Here is a 17,740-nt window from a genome sequence, read left to right as displayed (position 1 = left end):
TGCGAGGAGTTCAGTAGTTGATGCGGCGCGCGAGCAGTCCGAGCACCACCACGTTGAGCAGGCCGGCGGCCACCACGACCATCAGCCCGCTGTCGTAGCTCCCGGTGGCCTCGACGATCCCGCCAATGAGCGCCGTCCCGCCGGCTCCACCGACGATGATCGCCAGGCCGTTGTACAGCCCAGTGGCTGCCCCCACCCGCGCCGGCGGGAGGATGCGCTGCACCAGCGCGTACTCCGACGTCTGGTACGCGGTCTGGAAGAACATGGCGAGGGAAAGAATGGCCACCGTGATGCCAACGCTCGACGCGTGCGCGGCGAAGTAGACGCCCGCCCCCGCGATCCCGCTCCCCACGCTGGCAAAGAGGGCGCGACGATTCATCCGGTCGCCCAGCACGGCCCAAATGGGGATTGCCACTGCCCCCATCCAGAATGGCGCCGAGGCGCTCGCGGCGAGATCGGCGAACGGGACGCGCCGCCCCTCGGCGAGGTAGGTCGGGAGCCAGGTGAGCAATCCGTAGATCACGATGTTGGCGAGTATCCCCGCCGCCAGCACCAACAGGTAGCTGGGATCGCGGAAGACCGCCCATGGCGACGGGGCGCCTGCAGCCGAGTCGTTGCCGAGGTAGGGGCCGTCGTCGCGCAGGATGCCCACGACCGCCGGGAGCGCGAGCAGCAGGCCGAGGGCGCCGAGCGCGACGAACATGCTGCGCCACCCGAAGTGATCGATGAGCGGGACCATGAGGAACGGGCCCGCGATGACCGCCCCCTGGATGCCGAAGATGTAGATGCCGTTGGCCCGCGACCGCTCGTTGGCGGGGAACCAGCGGCTGACGATCGCCCCCGCCATCGGGAAGTGGATCCCTTCCGAGACGCCGAGGAGGAATCGAAGCGCCACCAGGGCAGCGATCGAGGTGCCTAACGGTGCGTTGAGCGCCGTGGCGATGGAGAAGGCGATCACCGAGACCATGAGCGCCTTGCGGGGCCCGAAGCGCTCGGCGATGGGACTGAGCAGGATGTTGGCGAGCCCGTAGCCCAGGAAGAACATCGAGATCAGTCGCCCGCCGTTTGCGCCGATCTCCGCCGTCGTCCATCCACGCTCGGCGATGATCTTCGGGAGGGCGAGCGACATGGCCGATCGGTCGAACCAGTTGACCACCGAGACCATGAGGAGCGCGATCGGCATGCGCCATCGGATGGGCGAGGGGGCGATGGCGCCGGGAGCGGTGGTCACGTGGTGGGTGACTCGAGGAGGAAATCGCGCTGAGCGGAGGTCATCTCAGCTGCGCGCGAGGGCGGTGAGTGCGCGCCGCACCCCCTCGATCGTGAGGTCGATGTCGTCGTTGGTCATGGGCGTGGAGCCGACGAAGAGGGCACGCATCGTGAGCAGCCCTTCTGCCAGGAGCAACTTCTGGTAGGCGGCCAGGCGCGCTTGGTATTCGGGCGTCATCATCGCCGACAGTTCGCGATAGTTCGTCGGCTGCAATTCGGAGAGATGCAGCGACGAGACCGACCCGCGCCCCTCTACGCGCCCCACGATCCCGAGGTCGCGCCGCACCCGTTCGAGCCCGTCGCGCAACCGGGCGCCCTTGGCCTCGAGGTCGTCGAAGGCCTCGCGTGTGAGCAGCGACATCCGGTGGCGAGCGAGAGCGGGTTGCCGGTGAAGGTGCCGCTGTGCTTCACCAGCGGCTCCCCGCGCTCGATCTCGAAGACCGACATGAGCGCCGCCGTTCCACCAATCGCCCCGATCGGGAGTCCCCCGCCGATGATCTTCCCCATCGTGGTGAGGTCGGGGGTGATGCCGAGGATACCCTGGGCGCCGTGATAGCCCAGACGCAGCGAGACGACCTCGTCGAAGATGAGCACGATGCCGAGTCGCGCCGTTTCCTCGCGCAGCATGGCGAGATAGTCGGCGTGTGGTTCCACCATCCCGAGTTGGAGGCGGAACGGATCGACGATGACCGCGGCGAGGTCGCCGGCTTCCTGGCGCAGGCGCTGGCGCGTGCGCTCGATGTCGTTGAGCGGGAGGAGGATCAGTTCGTCGAGCAGGCTTTGCGGCGTGCCGACGTTATGCGGCACGACGGTGGGCCGGTCCACCGGCCCCCACAGGTCGGGGCGCGGCTGGAACGAGGCTTCGATGAGGTCGAACTGTCCGTGATAGCCGCCTTCCATCTTGGCGACCTTGGTGCGCTGCGTGTAAGCGCGCGCCGCCTTGATGGCGATCATCACCGCTTCGGTGCCGCTGTTGGCAAACCGCACCCGCTCCACCCCGGGTATACGATCGACCAGCAGCTCCGCCAGCCGCACTTCCCACTCGGTGGGGAGGATGGTCGACATGAGCCGGCTGGCCTGGGTGTTGATTGTGTCCAGGATCTCCCGCTTCCCGTGGCCGTGGATGATCGCGGTGAAGTTGTTGATGTAGTCGATCATGACCTGGCCGTCGATCGTGACCACGCGGCACCCCGAGCCGTAGTCGGCGTAGGTGGGGTGCGGCTTGGTGACGGCCAGGTGTCGCGTGTACCCCGACGGGAGGACGGCGCGCGCCTCCTCGAAGAGCGCACCGGAACGGGACCGCGCGGCGGGCGTTGGAGGGAGTGTACTCGACATCGGGCGGCCTGGTGCGAGAGAGCGGTCGTCGATCCGGGTGCAATCTGCCGCCCGGCGAGCATGCAGCAAGACGCCCGTCGCGCGTCTCGCCGGCGGTGACGTGCCGTAGACGGCTCGGGGCAGAGTGGGAGGGGCGGGGACTACAACGGGCAGGAGCTGGCGAAGCGCGCCCGCTCGCCGACTACTCGGTGGTGCGCGCCTCCGCGAGGATCGTCCGCACGCGCGGCATCACTTCGCGCCCAAACAGCTCGATGCTGCGCATGAGGATGTCGTGCGCGAGGGCGCCGGCGCTGTACTTGATGTCGAAGCGCGACAGCCCCAGCGCCTGCACGGTCGACGCGATGCGGCGTGCGACGGTGTCGGGGGCGCCGACGTAGAGCGAGCCCTCCTCGGCCTCGCGCTCGAAGTCGGCACGGCTGGTCGGGGGCCACCCGCGCTCGCCGCCGATGCGGTCGCGCATCTCGCGCCACGGCTGCCAGAGCTCGGCGCGCGCCTGTGCATCGGTCTCGGCGACGTGGCCGTGCGAGTGCACGCCGATGGGGAGCGACGCCACGCCGAAGTCGGCGAGCGCGCGGTGATACAGGTCGACATACGGCGCGAAGCGGAGCGGCGAGCCACCGATGATCGCGAGGATGAGCGGCAAACGATACTTGGCCGCGCGCACCACCGACTCGGGGCTTCCGCCCACGCCGATCCACGTCTTGATCGTCCCGCCGGCGGTGGTTGGGTAGACGCGAAGCCCCGTGAGCGGTGCGCGCGTCTTGCCGCGCCAGTGCACGGGCATGCTGGTGCGATCCGATTCGAGGAGCGCCGCGAAGAGATCGAGTCGTTCCTCGAAGAGCAGCTGGTACTGGTCGAGCGGGAAGCCGAAGAGCGGGAACGACTCGGTGAACGAGCCGCGCCCGAGGATGATCTCGGCCCGGCCGTTGGAGGCGGCGTCGAGGGTGGAGAAGCGCTGGAAGACGCGCACCGGGTCGTCGGAGCTGAGCACGGTGACGGCGGAGCCCAGGCGGATGCGCGAGGTGCGGCCGGCGATGGTGGCGAGGACCATCTCGGGGGACGAGACGGCGAAGTCGTCGCGGTGGTGCTCGCCGATGCCGAAGAAGTCGACCCCGACCTGGTCGGCGAGGACCGCTTCGTCGATCACGTCGCGGATGACCTGCGGGTGCGCCACCAGCTGGCCGGCGGCGTTGCGGGTGACGTCGCCGAAGGTTTCGAGGCCGAGTTCGAGGGGGTTCGACATGAACGGCGGGGGCGATGAGGGGGGCGGCGGGGCGGTGCAGCGGCGGCGTGCGGGGAGTTGCAGCGCGGAATTCTAGCGAGACGAAGTCGAGCGATGCGATTACGTTCCGGGGGCGCGTTGGCGAATTGGGGTCAGAGCTGGGGTCAGAGCTGGGGTCAGAGCTGGGGTCAGAGCTGGCGTCAGAGCCGACGAACCGGATTCTCGATGACTCTGACGCCACGTCGGCGACCCCAATTCGCCGTGGCGCGCATTTCCGTCCGCTGCGGTCCCCTCGCCCCTCACTGGCGCCCCACGCCATGACCCACTGGCGCCCTACGACATGAACGACCGTTTGCAGGCCCTCGCCCTCGATGCGCGCGACCCGTTGGCCCCGTTGCAGCGGCAGTTCACGCTCCCCGACGGCGTCATCTACCTCGACGGCAACTCGCTCGGCGCCCTCCCGGTGGCGACGGCAGCGCGGGTGCAGGAGGCGGTGACGGGGGAATGGGGGACGGGGCTCATTCGAAGCTGGAACACGGCCGGATGGGTGACGCTCCCGCAGCGCGTCGCCGCGAAAATCGCCCGCCTCATCGGCGCCGCCGCTGACGAGACGCTGGTGGGGGACTCGACCTCGGCCAACCTGTACAAGGTGCTGAGCAGCGCGATGGCGCTGGTGCGTGCGTCGGGCGATGCAGGGCGCCGAGTGGTGGTGTCGGAGCGGTCGAATTTCCCGACCGACCTGTATATCGCCCAGAGCCTGTGCCAGCAGCACAGCTTCACCTTGCAGCTGGTGGACCCGGACGAGATCGCAGCGCACCTGGACGAGCGGTTGGCGGTGCTGATGCTGACGCACGTGAACTACCGCACCGGGCGCATGCACGACATGGCGGGCGTCACGCGAGCGGCCCATGCGTGCGGCGCGCTCACCATCTGGGATCTCGCCCACTCGGCGGGGGCGGTGCCGGTCGACCTCAACGGCGCCGACGCCGACTTTGCCGTGGGGTGCGGCTACAAGTACCTGAACGGTGGGCCGGGGGCGCCGGCCTTCCTGTGGGTGCATCGGCGGCATCTCCACCGGATGGAGCGCGAGAACCTCTGGCAGCCGCTCTCCGGTTGGTTCGGCCACGCGGCGCCGTTCGAGTTTACGCCGGACTATCGCCCGGCGGCCGGCATCGCCCGTTTTGCCTGTGGCACGCCGCCGGTTCTGTCGCTCACTGCGCTCGACTGCGGGCTCGACACCGTGATGGCCGCCGAGCCGTTCGGTGGCATGGTGGCGCTGCGGGCCAAGTCGCTGCAGCTGACGACGTGGTTCCTGTCGCTCGTCGAGGCGCGGTGTGCCGGGCACGGGCTGGCGCTCGTCACGCCGCGCGAGGAGGAGGCGCGCGGGAGCCAGGTGTCGTTCGCGCGCACCGAGGGCGGCTACGCGATCATGCAGGCGCTCATCGCGCGCGGGGTGATCGGCGACTTCCGGGCGCCGGACATCCTGCGGTTCGGCTTCACTCCGTTGTACACGCGCTTCGTCGACGTGTGGGATGCGGTGGAGCACCTGCGGCAGGTGCTCGAGAGCGGCGAGTGGCGCGAGGCACGATTCCACCACAAGGCAGCGGTCACATGACCTGTCCGTTCAATCACGGAAGCGACGACGCGCAGGGCCAGGACGGTTCCGCCACCAACGACGCACCGGCGTCGTCGCAGGGCGACGGTAGCGCGTACGACGGCATGGGGGTCGACGAGGGGGAGATGATCGTCGTCTCCGAGGGGGCCAAGCTCGACTTCAGCAAGGACATGACGTACGGCGACTACCTGCAGATCGACGCCGTGCTCAATGCCCAGCATCCGTTGTCGCCGGACCATAACGAGATGCTCTTCATCATCCAGCACCAGACCAGCGAGCTGTGGATGAAGCTGATGTTGCACGAGCTCTCGGCGGCCGTGCGCTGCATTGCGAGCGACGACCTCGGGAGCGCGTTCAAGATGCTGGCGCGGGTGAGCAAGATTATGGAGCAGCTGGTGCACGCGTGGGACGTGCTGGCGACGATGACGCCGCCGGAGTACTCGGCGATTCGTCCGTATCTGTCGAATTCGAGCGGCTTCCAGAGTTGGCAGTATCGCTGCATCGAGTTCATGATGGGGAACAAGAACGCGGCGATGCTGCGCCCGCACGCGCATCGCGCTGACCTCCTCGCGAAGGTTGAGGCGGCGTGGCGCGCGCCGTCGCTGTACGACGAGTCGTTGCGGCTGCTGGCGCGGCGCGGGATCCCCGTGCCGGCCAGTCACACGGAGCGCGACTGGACCAAGCGTTACCAGTCGAGCGACGAGGTGGAGCAGGCGTGGCTCGTGGTCTATCGCGACCCCAAGCAGCATTGGGATCTGTACCAGTTAGGCGAGGAGCTGACCGACCTCGAGGATGCGTTCCGGCTGTGGCGATTCCGGCATGTGACGACGGTGGAGCGCGTCATCGGCTTCAAGCGCGGAACCGGCGGGACGAGCGGGGTGGGGTACCTGCGGAAGATGCTGGATACGGTGCTCTTTCCGGAGATCTGGAAGTTGCGGACGGACCTGTAGCGGCGGTCGGTGATTGCAGCTGCGTGGTACGCAGCGCGGTGCAGGGGGGATTCCGCCATCCTGTGTGACTACGCAGCCGCCTCGCCGCACCATCGGCTATGGCGGCGCGATCGTGGTCGAGCGCAACCCTATGGCGCGCAGCCCTTTCGCGCTTGTAGCGCCTACTCTTCGCTTGTTGTATCGTGATTGGTGCCGTCAGATAGCGTCGGCGCTGCGGTGGCGGGTCTGACTATCAAGCGCCGCAGAATTCACGTTATTCACGCATAGGGCTCCATGCTGGATCCACGAGTACGCTCGACGATTCTCGCATTCAGTAGGGGGCAACGCGACTTGGAGTCTGCCGCCCAAGTCCTCGCACAAGTGCGCCGCGAACTCGGTTGCTTGGAGCTCCATCCGTCTTCCGCGGCGGGCCCGGCTGAGCGCGCGCTCCTCGTACGCTTTGCGGAACTCGTGGCCGATGACGATCGCGGAGACGCCCCGCGCGACCAACCGGGTGTATAACTGCGATTGGAGCAGACGAGCGCTCTAAGGTTGCGGCTTCGCCGCTTTGGTTGGAGCGCGCTCGCAGCTCCACCTTACGTTAGGCAACTGTCCGAGGCACGAACGGGCGCGCAGACCCCGCAGCCTCTACGAACCCCAGTCGCATCGCGCTTCCTAGCACCGACGCCGTCTCCGCGCCGCAACGTTCACAAGGGCTTCTGCCTGCCTCGCGAAGGAAAGCACCGAGCCGGCACCAGCCAACCAACGGCCGACGCACGGTGTCCCTCATGTACAAGCCGCGCATTGCCATCGGCTTGACGCGCACCAAGAAACCGTGACCGCGACAGCGCGTATGAACACCATACCCCTGTCGCCATTGGAGACGAGCGGTGCTTCGATCAGTTGGCGCCTGCGTATTCGCCGCCGCGCTCCTGCTTCTGAGCAAGAGTGCCTTTCGTCTGGCGCTGGGTGAGTTCCGCGACACGGAACCCGGCTCGCTGCTCTTCGGGGCGCTGCAGCTGGTGATCGGCATATCGGCGGTGGTAGCGGCCATTGGCCTGGTGAAGCGCGCGCGTTGGGCTCCGCCGTCCGTTGCCATCTGGGGCGTTTCTACTGCCGCGCTGCTCGCCATACAACCACTGTTCGAGCCCATGGATCCAGGCGCGCCGATTGGCGAGTAGGATGGCAAGCGCGCGGCACTCGGTGGGACGCGCTCGGCGTGACAGAACGCACTACCTTCCACCCGCGCCGCCCATCGCCTCGCACGCTCCCGAGCCACAGCCCCCGCGCCACCGCCATGCACTCTCGGCTGATTCTCGCTGGCCTCTTCACTGCCGTGGCTGTCTCCCACGCGCACGCGCAGGTGGCGTCCTTCTCCGCGACGCCGAGCGTGGTGGATGCGGGCGGCTACTACACCATCCACTACACCTTCACGGCGGGCGCGCGCGGCTTTGCCCGTGGCGGCGGCGTTCGCATCGAGATCCCGGTCGCGTACGCCGAGACCGAGACGCTGCTCTGGAGCGCACCGCAGACGGCGAGCGCGACGGCGCCGGGCTACGTCTCCGCTACCGCGTCGAATAGGGCACGCATCCGCGTGCAGGTCGCCGGGCTGCTGCGCGGGATCATCGAGGCGCATTTCGAGGAGGCGATCCCCGCCGGCACCACGGTGTCGATCCGCTATCAGGGGCAGGTGCAGGGGATCGCGGGCGAGATCGATGCGCGCTATCAGTCGCGCGCCAGTGCCAGTCAGCCATGGGCGACGCCGGCACGCGTCCCCCGTATCACGGTGCGCCCCGCGCGCGCCGAACTGGTCTCGGTCAGCTATCCGTCGGACATCGTACGCGACGCCCCGTTTGCCCTGACGGTCGTCGCGCTCGACCGATACGGTAACCTCGCCACGGACTTCGCGGGCACGCTGCAGCTGCAATCGACGGACTCGGCGGCCGCGATACCGCCAGCGGTCACCTTTCGCGCCGCCGATCGCGGGCGTGTCGTCATTCCCGATGCGGTCTTTCGCACTCGCGGCTTCCAGAAAGTGATGGCGACGCCGAGCAGCACGATCGCGACCGCGTTCAAGTACGCGATGGTCGGCGACAGCGCGCCGGCCATGCTGCACCTCTTCGGCGACACGCACTTTCACTCGGGCACGGGGGCGCAGAGCCAGGGCTTCTTCACGAACGCCACGGGCACCGACGTCAACACGACGGGCACGGGCACCTTCAAGGCGTTGAACCTCGCCGGCGACCATCGCGCGAACTTCACGCGCGCAGCGGACGCGTACACGTACGCCCGCGACGTCATGCATCTCGACTTCGCCAGCACGGCGGAGCACTCGGCGCCGCTCCTCACGCCTGCCGCCTGGAGCGCATCGCAGGATGTGTCCGATGCGTTCAACGTTCCCGGTCGATTCACGACGTTCTACGGCTTCGAATGGACGCCCGACCTGAATCACTACGTCGTGATGTACAAGAGCCGAGCGGGGCAACCGATCGGGCATGACAGCCTCCCCGACTTTCCGTCGCTGGCGCGCGCACTGGAGCTGCAGGACGTTCCCGTCCTCGCGATTCCGCACGTCTCCTGGCCATTCGGCAATCACAACATCTGGCAGGACTCGGCCGGGCGCGCCTTCCGTCGCATCGGCGAGATGTACTCGCTCTGGAACAGCCGTCATCTCGTGCAGCCCGACGACGAGCCGCAGCTGTTCGAGTTGGACGCCGCGAATCGCTGGTCATACCAGTACGCGTGGACGCGTGGCCTCCGGCTTGGCGTGATCGCCGCGAGCGACAATCACCTCGGGCATCCCGGTGCAAACAACTCGTCCGTCTACGTGCGCCACTCGGGCGGACTCGCCGGCGTCCTGGCCCGCTCCAACGATCGTGAGCATCTCTGGCAGAGCCTGACCGGCCGCGCGACCTACGCGACCACCGGCACGCAGATCTATCTGGACTTCGCGAGCGACGGACACGTGATGGGCAGCGAGTATCAGTCCACAACGCCGCCGCGGCTCACCGGACGCATCGCAGGGACGAATCGACTGGCGTTGGTGGAGGTCGTGCGTCTCAACGCGGGGCGCTACGCGACGGTTTTCAGCGCCACTCCGGATCGGGAGACGTTCGCCTTCGACCTCGTGGACACGACCGTCGTCGGACCGGCGATGTACTACCTGCGCGTGAGGCAGGTCGAGGAATACCCAGGCCGATTGTACTCGCACTCCACCGCCGAGATGGCGTGGTCGAGCCCGATCTGGATCGACGTCCCTCGGTAGCGCCGGGAGCCGAGCGCCGCCCTGCGGGGCCATCGACCCGAGCCGACGGCGTCACCCGCCATGCACAGTCTACCGCCCATCGGTGATCTGACCGCGCAACGAAAGAGCGGCGAGGCCTGAGAGTTGCGCGTCCCCTCTAGCGCGTCAGCGTCAGTTGGACGTCAACTCTCGCTCGTCGCGGGCGAGCGCATCGTAGGCTTCGCCAAGTCGTCGGTGTTCGTCGTTGTGACAGACGCTGACGACACTCAGCGTTTGCCCCGCCAGCGAACGCCAGCCACCGGCACGCGACCTCGGCTGAGCATCTCATCCTACGCCGTCGGGAACCGACTCGGGGGGTCGGCGATAGGTGCGACGTCGGTGACCACCGGCTCGCGACTCGCCATCGGGGTGAGCGCCAACCCATTGTGTGAGGTGTTCTGATGCTGCTCTCCTCTGGTCGGGTGGCGCGCATGACGCGCGCCGCATCGCGTTCGCTGCTCACCATGGCACTGGCCACTACCGTGCCCGCCGTCGCCGCGCAGGCGCAGACCACGGCGCGAGCCGCGGAAGCGCGCGTGAGCCCGTTCGCCAGCAACGTGGACGAGAACGGCATCGCGCTGCACGGCTACGATCCCGTCTCGTACTTCACCGACCAGCGCCCTACACTGGGACTGCCGGCCTTCCAGGCCATGCACGAGGGCGCCACGTACCGCTTTGCCTCCGCCGCGCACCGTGACGCCTTTCTCAAGCCCCCGGCGCGCTACATCCCGCAGTACGGGGGCTACTGTGCGCTGGGCGTGAGCGGCGGCGGCAAGTACGACATCGATCCGAGCGCCTGGCGCGTGGAGAACGGCAAGCTCTATCTCAACAAGAACCCGAGCGTGCAGAAGGCGTGGCTCAAGGATATCCCCGGCTACATCGTGAAGGCCGACGCCAAGTGGCCGACGATCCTCGGCGATACCCCCAAACCGCGCTGAGCAACGCTACTCCTTGCGATAGAGCAGCCGGATAGGCATTTCAATCGAGGGCCGTGGACGATTGGTCGAGCAGACGGCGCGAGCGCGGCGGTGGGCGAGGATCGGGTCGATCACCGACGCCTGGGGGCGTCGCGGCCTGTAAACGCCATACACCGCCGATGCCGCGTCGGGCATGCGCGCTCCGGGACCGAGGAGCGCCGAGCATACCCCCACCGACCGCGCCGCCTGTCTCCGTTCTGTTGCGCGGCGGGCCGTTTCGACGCAACGTCCGCGATGCGCCCGCCTAAGGAGGCTTGCTGCGGACGGGCGTTTTCGGAAGCGCGCTGCGCGCGCCCTGTAATGGAGCGCCCGCTGCAGAAGCCGGCGTTATGCCGCCGTAGTCGACTTGACGCCTTGTATATACACTTGTCACTTCCCCCGGTGACGTTCGACTCGGATCCAGCCAAGAACGCGGAGAACGTCGCGCGACGCGGCTTCGACTTCGCCGTACTCGTCTTCGCTGGCACCTATGTCGAGTGCGATGACACGCGGCGGGATTACGGCGAGCATCGCGTGATCGCCCTCGGAGTCGCCGATGGCCTTCCGCTCACCGTCGTCTTCCCCGATCGCCTCATCGCCGACGGCGGGCTGGTCCGCCGCGTGATCAGTGCCCGCATCAGCAGTCGCAAGGAGCGCCGCCGTTATGCCGAAAGCCTCGAAGCCATCCGCGCGCAAGACGACCCCGACGCAAGGCCGCGCTGATCTGGCGCGCCTGCGGCGCATCGCGGAAGCGGAGATCGCCCGCACGTCACCGGCCGAACTCCGGGATCTCCCGGACAACTTCTGGCAGGGGGCTCGCATCGTGACGCCGGTGGCCAAAGAAGCGATCTCCATCCGGCTCGATAGTGATCTGATCGCGTACTTTCGTGCGACGGGCCCGCGATACCAGACGCGGATCAATGCCGTGCTGCGAAGCTACGTGGACCAAGTCAAGGACGCCGCGCCGCCGACCCGACGCAAGCGAGCGGTATAACGATCGGTTGCACCAGGCAGCGGAACCTGCTCCACTTCGGTTGACACCTCCACCGAACTGAACTCGGACGTGTCCCATGGCACGCGCGGGACCGCGGAAGACTCGGAAGTACAGCGAGGCGTTCAAGCTGACGGCCGTGCGGATGACGTAGCTCCCGGGCTAGCCTACGCCCGCGGCTCCGCCGTCACGCCGAGACTCTTCATCCGCGAGGCAAATGTGGTCGGCTTGAGGCCGACCAGCGCCGCCGCCCCTCCCGCCCCGTAGATCCGACCCCGCGCCTCTCGCAGCGCTCGCCGCAGGTTGTCGGCCTCCAACGCCCGGAGCTGTGTCGCGGTGAGGATCGGAGCGGGCGCCTCAGCCGCCGTACTCGGCGCGTCCGGACGGCCAGACGCGGGCTCCTCCAGCTCGAAGACGAGACGACCGTCCGTCGATGTGATGATCGCCCGCTCCAGCACATGCTGGAGCTCCCGGACGTTGCCCGGCCAGTCGTAGCGCTTGAGCTGCTGCATGTTGCCGACCGTGAGTCGCCGCACCGTCCGCCCCAGCCGCCGGGTCAGTTGGCCGAGGAAGTGCTCGGCGAGGAGCGGGATGTCCTCCTTGCGATGGCGGAGAGGCGGCAGCGTGACCGGAAACACACTAAGCCGATAGAACAGGTCGCTCCGGAACCGGCCAGTAAGGCTTTCATGCTTTAGGTCGCGGTTGGTCGCCGCGATGACCCGGACATTGACCTTGCGGGCGCGCTCCTCTCCCACCCGCTGTACTTCTCCTTCCTGCAACACCCGGAGCAGCTTGCTCTGCAGGTCGAGCGGGACCTCGCCGATCTCGTCGAGGAATAGCGTCCCACCGTCCGCCAATTCGAAGCGCCCGACCCGGTCCCGCACCGCGCCGCTGAAGCTGCCGCGCACGTGGCCGAAGAACTCGCTGTCGAACAGCTCTCGTGGAATGGCGGCGCAGTTGACCTTGATCAACGGCCGGGAGGCGCGGCCGCTGCGCTGGTGCAGCTCGCGGGCGATCAGCTCCTTGCCGGTACCACTCTCCCCCTGGATCAACACGGTGGCGTCCGTGGACGCCACCATCGCGATCTGGCCCTTGATGGCATCGAGCGCCACGCTCTGACCCACCATGTCCCCGAACGACTCGGCGGCGTGGACCTCCTCCCGCAGGTACTCGTTCTCCATTGCCAGCTGACGCCGCAGCGCCGTGACCTCTTCCCACGCACGCGCGTTGGCCAGCGCGGTGGCGGCATGATCCGCGATCATCCTCAGCCACTGGATGTTGCGCTCGCCGATCGGGTCGCGGCTGAAGACGGCGAGGACGCCGAGCACCTCGCCGCGTGACACCAGCGGCTGCCCGGAAAAGCCCTGGATCCCCTCCGCCCGGATCCACTGCGGCTCCACGATCCAGTCAGGCTGCACGGCCAGGTCCGAGACTTCGATCGCCTCTCCCGTCGCGGCGATCCGCCCGACCTTGCGGACCCCAAGCGGAAAGCGGCGAAACGCCCCCTGCAGACCGTCAAAGGTGACGCCGGGATCCGTCGCCGAGTGCCCAGCGCTCGCCACGAGGTGCAGGCACCGACGCTGGTCCGGGCACTCGGGTCGCATTCGACACGACGCGCAGATGTCGCCCGGCTGGATCAACCAGATCCGGGCGAGCGCGACGCGACGCGACTCAGCCAGCCGGGTGACCGCCAGGTCCAGGAGCTCCGCGCTGCTTTGCAGCTTGGCCATCTGGAGGAGCAACAGCTTGGGCTGATGAATGAGCTCCGGCTCGTCGAGGGCAGATTCCATTCGCCAATTTCCACGATATCTCGTGGTCTGTCAACGTGATCTCGTGGTCACAACGAGTTTTCGTGAACGCCGGCGCGGCGGTCCAACTCACCTAACCCAATGTAAGACATCAGCTTGGGCGATTCTTGGTCGTTGGCACGTCAATTGACTCTAGTGGCTTGCGTCCCCGGTGCGTTCCGAAACCAACCGAGTCACTGACCAGGAGAAAGGCCAATGTCCGACCAGCCAGCAAATCCGAACACCGATGCCAAGCCACATCAGCCGGAGGCCGGCCAACCGAGTCGCCGCGGCGCGATCGGTGCGATCGTCGGTGCCCTCGCGGCCGTTGGCGCCGCAGGATCGCTGTCCGCATCCCCCCGTCCCGAAGCGATGGCGGCCGAGACCGGCACGCCGGAGCTCGACGCGCTGGACCGTCTGACGGTCAAGCCGACCAACCTCAGCATGCAGCCGCGGGTCACCTACCTCGGCGGGCCGACCTTCCTGATCGAGATCGGCCGCTTCCGGCTGGTCACCGATCCCGGCTTCGACCCCCAGGGCACCGAACGCAACGAGGGCCCCGGCCACCTCCTCACCAAGGTCATGGCCCCACCGATCCCCGTCGATCGGATTGGCCCTGTGGACGCGGTGTTGCTCAGCCACGCCCAGCACCTCGACAACCTCGACAACGAGGGGCGCCGCCTCCTGGCTCGGGTCGGTACCACGATCACCACCCCCGCCAGCGCCGAGATGAAGCTGCCCGGCAAGAAGGTGAAGGGACTCGCCACCTGGGCATCGACCGAAATCACCAACGCTGCTGGTGAACGCCTCAAAATCACCGCGATGCCGGCGGTGCACACGAGCAACCCGGCGCTCCGCGAGGCGGTCGGCGAGGTGACCGGCTTCATGCTCGAGTGGCAGGGAGCCGCTGCGGAGACCTTCTACATCTCGGGCGACACGGTGTGGATCGACGAGATGAACGAAATCGCCCGGCGGTACAAGGTGAATGCGGCCATCCTGCACCTCGGCGCTGCCAACGTCCCTGCGGTGGGCGACAACTTCCTGACGATGAGTTCGGCCGAGGGGGTCCGGCTGGCCCAGACGCTTGGGCTGAAGGAAGTCTACCCGGCGCACTTCGAGGGCTGGAGGCACTTCAGCCAGGGGAGTTGGTTCATCGCCCGGGAGTTCGAGAAGGCCGGACTGACCTCCGCCCTGCGCGTGCTCAAGCCGGGCGAAGCGGCCAACGTCGCCGTCTGACCGTCCCAATGACCAGCCCCCGGAACTGGGCAGCCCCCATCGGCACAGCGGAAGTCCGCGCATCCTGTCGGCGCCTCGACGCCAGGTGCCATCCACTGCTGCAGCGGCTGTCCAGGGACGACATCTACGACCACGGGAACTGGATGGCGCCGGGCGGGCTCCTGCTGGCCGAGCGGCTCGCCACCGCCCTCCAGCTCACGCCTAACAGCCGGGTGCTGGACCTCGGCTGCGGCCGGGGGCAGTCATCCGTCTATCTGGCCTCGCGCCACCGAGCTCACGTGGTCTCGGTGGACCTGTGGATCGGCGCCGCCGAGCGCCACAGGCGGGCGGTGCGGGCCGGCGTGGGCGAGCGCATTACCGCGCTTCAGGGCGACATCTCGCGCGGAGTACCGATCGAGCCGGGCAGTCTCGACGCGATCTTCTCGCTGCAGGCATTTCACTGCTTCGGCACCTCGCCCTGGCTGCTCCGCTACCTGGTTTCGCTGCTCAAGCCGGGCGGCCGGATCGGGATCGCTCAAGGGTGCTTCCGTGAGGAGGTGGAGGTCCTCCCGCCTCCCTTCACCACGACCGACGGCTGTAACGCCGAGTATCACAAGTACCACTCGCCCGCATGGTGGGGCCGTCACTTCGCAGCGAACGACTTGCTCGAGATCGACCAGGTCGAGGAGGTGCCCGACGGCGACATCATGTGGGAGGATCATGTGCAGTATCACGGGGACTGCGCCGGCTGGACCGCCGAGTACCTGGCGCACTCCGGGTGGCTGATCCGGCAGATCCTCGCCGGTCAGTCGGCTGCGCCCACCCTGACCCATGGTCTGGTCGTCGCCACTCGGCGAACCGAGGCGGCCGGTCAGATCCCTTTCGACATCGACCCCAATTCACGGGAGCAGACATGAGCAACCCGATACGCCCGCCGTTTACGCGGGAGAGCGCACTGGCCAAGGTGCAGGCCGCCGAAGATGCCTGGAACAGCCGCGACCCGGACCGGGTGGCGCTGGCGTACAGCGAAGACTCCGAGTGGCGCAATCGCGCCGAGTTCTTCTCCGGGCGCCCCGCCATCCGTGCGTTCCTGAAACGGAAGTGGGACAAGGAGAATGACTACCGTCTCAAGAAGGAACTCTGGGCCTTCGGAGACGATCGCATCGCGGTGCGGTTCGAATACGAGTGGCACGACAGTGCGGGGCAGTGGTACCGCTCGTACGGCAACGAGATGTGGGAGTTCAACGACGAAGGCCTCATGGCGCGCCGGTATGCCAGCATCAACGACGAGGAGATCGCCGAAGGCCAACGGCGTCTCTTTCTCGCCGCGCGGGTGTGAGGCGACCATGACACTCCGGGTCGCAGGACTCTGGCGCTATCCCGTGAAGAGCCTCGCGGGCGAACCGCTCCGGGAGGCTCAGCTCACCCGGGACGGCATTCCGGGAGACCGGATCGTGCACGTGCGCGGGCCCGAGGGGGTGCGTACCTCTCGGCGACAGCACCGATTGCTTGGTCTCAAGGCGACGTTGGGGGAGGATGGACAGCCGTTGGTGAATGACCTGCCGTGGCAGGATCCGGCGGTCCTGCGGGCGGTGAAGGCCGCTGCCGGCTCCGATGCGTGGCTGGAAGCGTACGACGGGGTTGAGCGGTTCGACATCCTGCCGCTGTTGGTCGCGACCGATGGTGCAGTGGCGAGCTTTGGCCGCGACATCCGCCGGCTCCGGCCGAATATCCTGATCGGCGGGGTGGACGGCATGGACGAGGTGACCTGGGAAGGCGCGGAACTCCACATCGGGACAGCCGTCGTGCGGCTCGACTCGCTCCGCGGCCGATGTCCCATGACCACGGTGGACCCGGACACGTTGGAACGGGACCCGGAGGTGCTTCGTGACATCGGCCGCCGGTTCGGGGGCCGCCTGGCGCTCAACGCCGAAGTGACCCGGCCTGGCCTCATCAGGGTCGGAGATGCGGTTCGCCTGGTGAGGACAAAAAGCCGGCTGCAGGCCTGAACTCAGCCAGGTGAACGAGCAGTCAGTGCGGGATAGGAATTTCGATCGGGGTCGGTTGACGAATCGTGGAGCATACGGCCCGATCGTCGACCTCGCCGGCGTGGGTTGCGTGCGCCGCGCGGGTGCGGAAGTGCGTGGGGATCTGGTCGATCACCGACGCTTGGGTGATAATGGAACGATGCGCATCGCGCCGTGGCCGGTGGGACACGCGAGCGGGTCGATCGCGAAGATCTGTTGGAGGAGCGCCGCCCACCGGCGGGTGGCCTCGGTCGGCGCGAGCCGTGGCGCGGGGAGGATCACGGGCGGCGCCTCGAGCGCGACGGGCTGTTTCGACGCAACGTCCGCGTGGCGCGGGCCTAACGGTGCTTGCTGCAGACGGGCGTTGTCGGAAGCGCGCGCCGCGCGCATCGTATTGGAGCGCCCGCTGCAGAAGCCAGCGTTGGGCGGATCCCCTGAGGAGGTGTACGGTGCGGCGAATCGACGTGGCGGGCGTGTTGGTGTTCATCCTCGCGGGCGTGGGGGCCACGCGCGGCCGGGCGCAGACTCCCGCGCTCGTCTCTCCTAGCAGCACACTGCCGGTGACGGCTGCCCTGCAGTCGAGCGCCGTCACGCTGGCCGTCAGCCTTGCCCAACCCGCGGTACTTGTGCCGCTCGGCTACCACGCCGATCGTGGGTGGTATCCCCTGACGTCGCCGACCGCGTTGCCGCTGCGCTCAGGCGGCCGACAGACCGTCCGTTTTCCGCGCCGCTTGGGGCGTCTGGAGGTGCCGACCGGCACGACCGTCGGCAGTGTGCCCGACGTACCCGAGGCGGGCCTCGGCTGCGCCGCCGCCCGCGGTGTTGTGTCGTCGACCACCGGCCGCTGCGGGTTCGCCGGGAGTGAGTCCGTGGGACCGATCCTCGACGTCGCGCTGGCGCCCTCCGACTATCGCGGCGCGCTGCTGCGCCTCGCACCCGGCCTAGCGCCCGAATACCTCGAGGCGGCGCTCCGCGCGACCCAGGGCCAGCCTCCCGGGGAGGGCCTTGCTCTGTTGGTTGCGTCGCTCGCCGCGCGCGATACCTCGGTCGCGTGGGCACTCGTGCGCGTCCCGCGCGCCCCCTAACCCGGCCCGGCGGGAACACTAAACAC

At 67.9% G+C, this 17,740-nt stretch carries 15 protein-coding genes and 1 pseudogene; 12 read left to right on the top strand and 4 right to left on the bottom strand.

Annotated features, from left to right (window positions below; genetic code table 11):
- Positions 1-10: 10 nt before the first annotated feature.
- From IPN47_18430 to IPN47_18420, 3 genes and pseudogenes are all read right to left on the bottom strand, one after another.
- Positions 11-1,231: an MFS transporter gene (locus IPN47_18430; protein MBK9409980.1), complete on the bottom strand. Its 1,221-nt coding sequence runs from the start codon at positions 1,229-1,231 to the stop codon at positions 11-13.
- Positions 1,232-1,276: 45 nt separating this feature from the next.
- Positions 1,277-2,604: pseudogene (locus IPN47_18425) on the bottom strand (aminotransferase class III-fold pyridoxal phosphate-dependent enzyme).
- Between the two features lie 181 nt (positions 2,605-2,785).
- Positions 2,786-3,847 (bottom strand): LLM class flavin-dependent oxidoreductase, encoded by a 1,062-nt coding sequence (locus IPN47_18420; GenBank protein MBK9409979.1) that lies wholly within the window; start codon positions 3,845-3,847, stop codon positions 2,786-2,788.
- A gap of 319 nt (positions 3,848-4,166) precedes the next feature.
- On the opposite strand from IPN47_18420, the gene kynU reads away from it, so the two are divergent.
- The 7 genes from kynU to IPN47_18385 all read left to right on the top strand — a co-directional run bounded on the left by kynU (position 4,167) and on the right by IPN47_18385 (position 11,603).
- Complete coding sequence (gene kynU / locus IPN47_18415; GenBank protein ID MBK9409978.1) at positions 4,167-5,441, top strand: kynureninase; 1,275 nt, start codon at positions 4,167-4,169, stop codon at positions 5,439-5,441.
- 104 nt (positions 5,442-5,545) lie between these two features.
- Positions 5,546-6,391, top strand: coding sequence for a tryptophan 2,3-dioxygenase (gene kynA, locus IPN47_18410; protein ID MBK9409977.1), 846 nt, complete (start codon positions 5,546-5,548; stop codon positions 6,389-6,391).
- Between the two features lie 869 nt (positions 6,392-7,260).
- Positions 7,261-7,551: a hypothetical protein gene (locus IPN47_18405; protein ID MBK9409976.1), complete on the top strand. Its 291-nt coding sequence runs from the start codon at positions 7,261-7,263 to the stop codon at positions 7,549-7,551.
- Between the two features lie 155 nt (positions 7,552-7,706).
- Complete coding sequence (locus IPN47_18400) at positions 7,707-9,635, top strand: DUF3604 domain-containing protein (GenBank protein ID MBK9409975.1); 1,929 nt, start codon at positions 7,707-7,709, stop codon at positions 9,633-9,635.
- A 449-nt stretch (positions 9,636-10,084) separates the two neighbouring features.
- Positions 10,085-10,591, top strand: a complete 507-nt coding sequence (locus tag IPN47_18395) for a hypothetical protein (GenBank protein ID MBK9409974.1) — start codon at positions 10,085-10,087, stop codon at positions 10,589-10,591.
- A 339-nt stretch (positions 10,592-10,930) separates the two neighbouring features.
- Positions 10,931-11,332: a BrnT family toxin gene (locus IPN47_18390; protein MBK9409973.1), complete on the top strand. Its 402-nt coding sequence runs from the start codon at positions 10,931-10,933 to the stop codon at positions 11,330-11,332.
- Entirely contained in the window at positions 11,274-11,603 is a 330-nt protein-coding gene (locus IPN47_18385; GenBank protein ID MBK9409972.1) for a BrnA antitoxin family protein, read from the top strand. Before IPN47_18390 ends, IPN47_18385 begins: the two co-directional genes overlap by 59 nt.
- 164 nt (positions 11,604-11,767) lie before the next feature.
- Here the strand turns inward: IPN47_18385 and IPN47_18380 are convergent, their stop codons facing one another.
- The gene (locus tag IPN47_18380) at positions 11,768-13,390 is read right to left on the bottom strand and encodes a sigma 54-interacting transcriptional regulator (protein ID MBK9409971.1); all 1,623 of its coding nucleotides are present in this window, start codon (positions 13,388-13,390) and stop codon (positions 11,768-11,770) included.
- Positions 13,391-13,603: 213 nt separating this feature from the next.
- Between IPN47_18380 and IPN47_18375 the strand changes: the two genes are divergently transcribed.
- The 5 genes from IPN47_18375 to IPN47_18355 all read left to right on the top strand — a co-directional run bounded on the left by IPN47_18375 (position 13,604) and on the right by IPN47_18355 (position 17,714).
- A complete protein-coding gene (locus IPN47_18375; GenBank protein ID MBK9409970.1) occupies positions 13,604-14,623 on the top strand; it encodes an MBL fold metallo-hydrolase in 1,020 nt (339 codons plus the stop codon).
- Between the two features lie 8 nt (positions 14,624-14,631).
- A complete protein-coding gene (locus tag IPN47_18370) occupies positions 14,632-15,519 on the top strand; it encodes a class I SAM-dependent methyltransferase (GenBank protein MBK9409969.1) in 888 nt (295 codons plus the stop codon).
- Positions 15,516-15,941, top strand: coding sequence for a nuclear transport factor 2 family protein (locus IPN47_18365; GenBank protein MBK9409968.1), 426 nt, complete (start codon positions 15,516-15,518; stop codon positions 15,939-15,941). Before IPN47_18370 ends, IPN47_18365 begins: the two co-directional genes overlap by 4 nt.
- A gap of 43 nt (positions 15,942-15,984) precedes the next feature.
- Positions 15,985-16,611: an MOSC domain-containing protein gene (locus IPN47_18360; protein MBK9409967.1), complete on the top strand. Its 627-nt coding sequence runs from the start codon at positions 15,985-15,987 to the stop codon at positions 16,609-16,611.
- A 467-nt stretch (positions 16,612-17,078) separates the two neighbouring features.
- Positions 17,079-17,714, top strand: coding sequence for a hypothetical protein (locus tag IPN47_18355; protein MBK9409966.1), 636 nt, complete (start codon positions 17,079-17,081; stop codon positions 17,712-17,714).
- Positions 17,715-17,740: the final 26 nt, after the last annotated feature.

The organism is Gemmatimonadota bacterium (assembly GCA_016719105.1).
GTDB lineage: Bacteria > Gemmatimonadota > Gemmatimonadetes > Gemmatimonadales > Gemmatimonadaceae > SCN-70-22.
The sequence above is the reverse complement of the archived record's forward strand: the minus strand, read 5'-3'. Positions and strand labels throughout refer to the sequence as shown.

Excerpts from the sequence above, each read along its gene's own strand:
- IPN47_18365 (MBK9409968.1), top strand. The coding sequence starts at position 15,516 with ATGAGCAACCCGATACGCCCGCCGTTTACGCGGGAGAGCGCACTGGCC.
- IPN47_18370 (MBK9409969.1), top strand. The coding sequence starts at position 14,632 with ATGACCAGCCCCCGGAACTGGGCAGCCCCCATCGGCACAGCGGAAGTC.
- IPN47_18380 (MBK9409971.1), bottom strand. The coding sequence starts at position 13,390 with ATGGAATCTGCCCTCGACGAGCCGGAGCTCATTCATCAGCCCAAGCTG.
- kynA (MBK9409977.1), top strand. The coding sequence starts at position 5,546 with ATGGGGGTCGACGAGGGGGAGATGATCGTCGTCTCCGAGGGGGCCAAG.
- kynU (MBK9409978.1), top strand. The coding sequence starts at position 4,167 with ATGAACGACCGTTTGCAGGCCCTCGCCCTCGATGCGCGCGACCCGTTG.
- IPN47_18420 (MBK9409979.1), bottom strand. The coding sequence starts at position 3,847 with ATGTCGAACCCCCTCGAACTCGGCCTCGAAACCTTCGGCGACGTCACC.
- IPN47_18390 (MBK9409973.1), top strand. The coding sequence starts at position 10,931 with ATGGAGCGCCCGCTGCAGAAGCCGGCGTTATGCCGCCGTAGTCGACTT.
- IPN47_18385 (MBK9409972.1), top strand. The coding sequence starts at position 11,274 with ATGCCGAAAGCCTCGAAGCCATCCGCGCGCAAGACGACCCCGACGCAA.
- IPN47_18375 (MBK9409970.1), top strand. The coding sequence starts at position 13,604 with ATGTCCGACCAGCCAGCAAATCCGAACACCGATGCCAAGCCACATCAG.
- IPN47_18395 (MBK9409974.1), top strand. The coding sequence starts at position 10,085 with ATGACGCGCGCCGCATCGCGTTCGCTGCTCACCATGGCACTGGCCACT.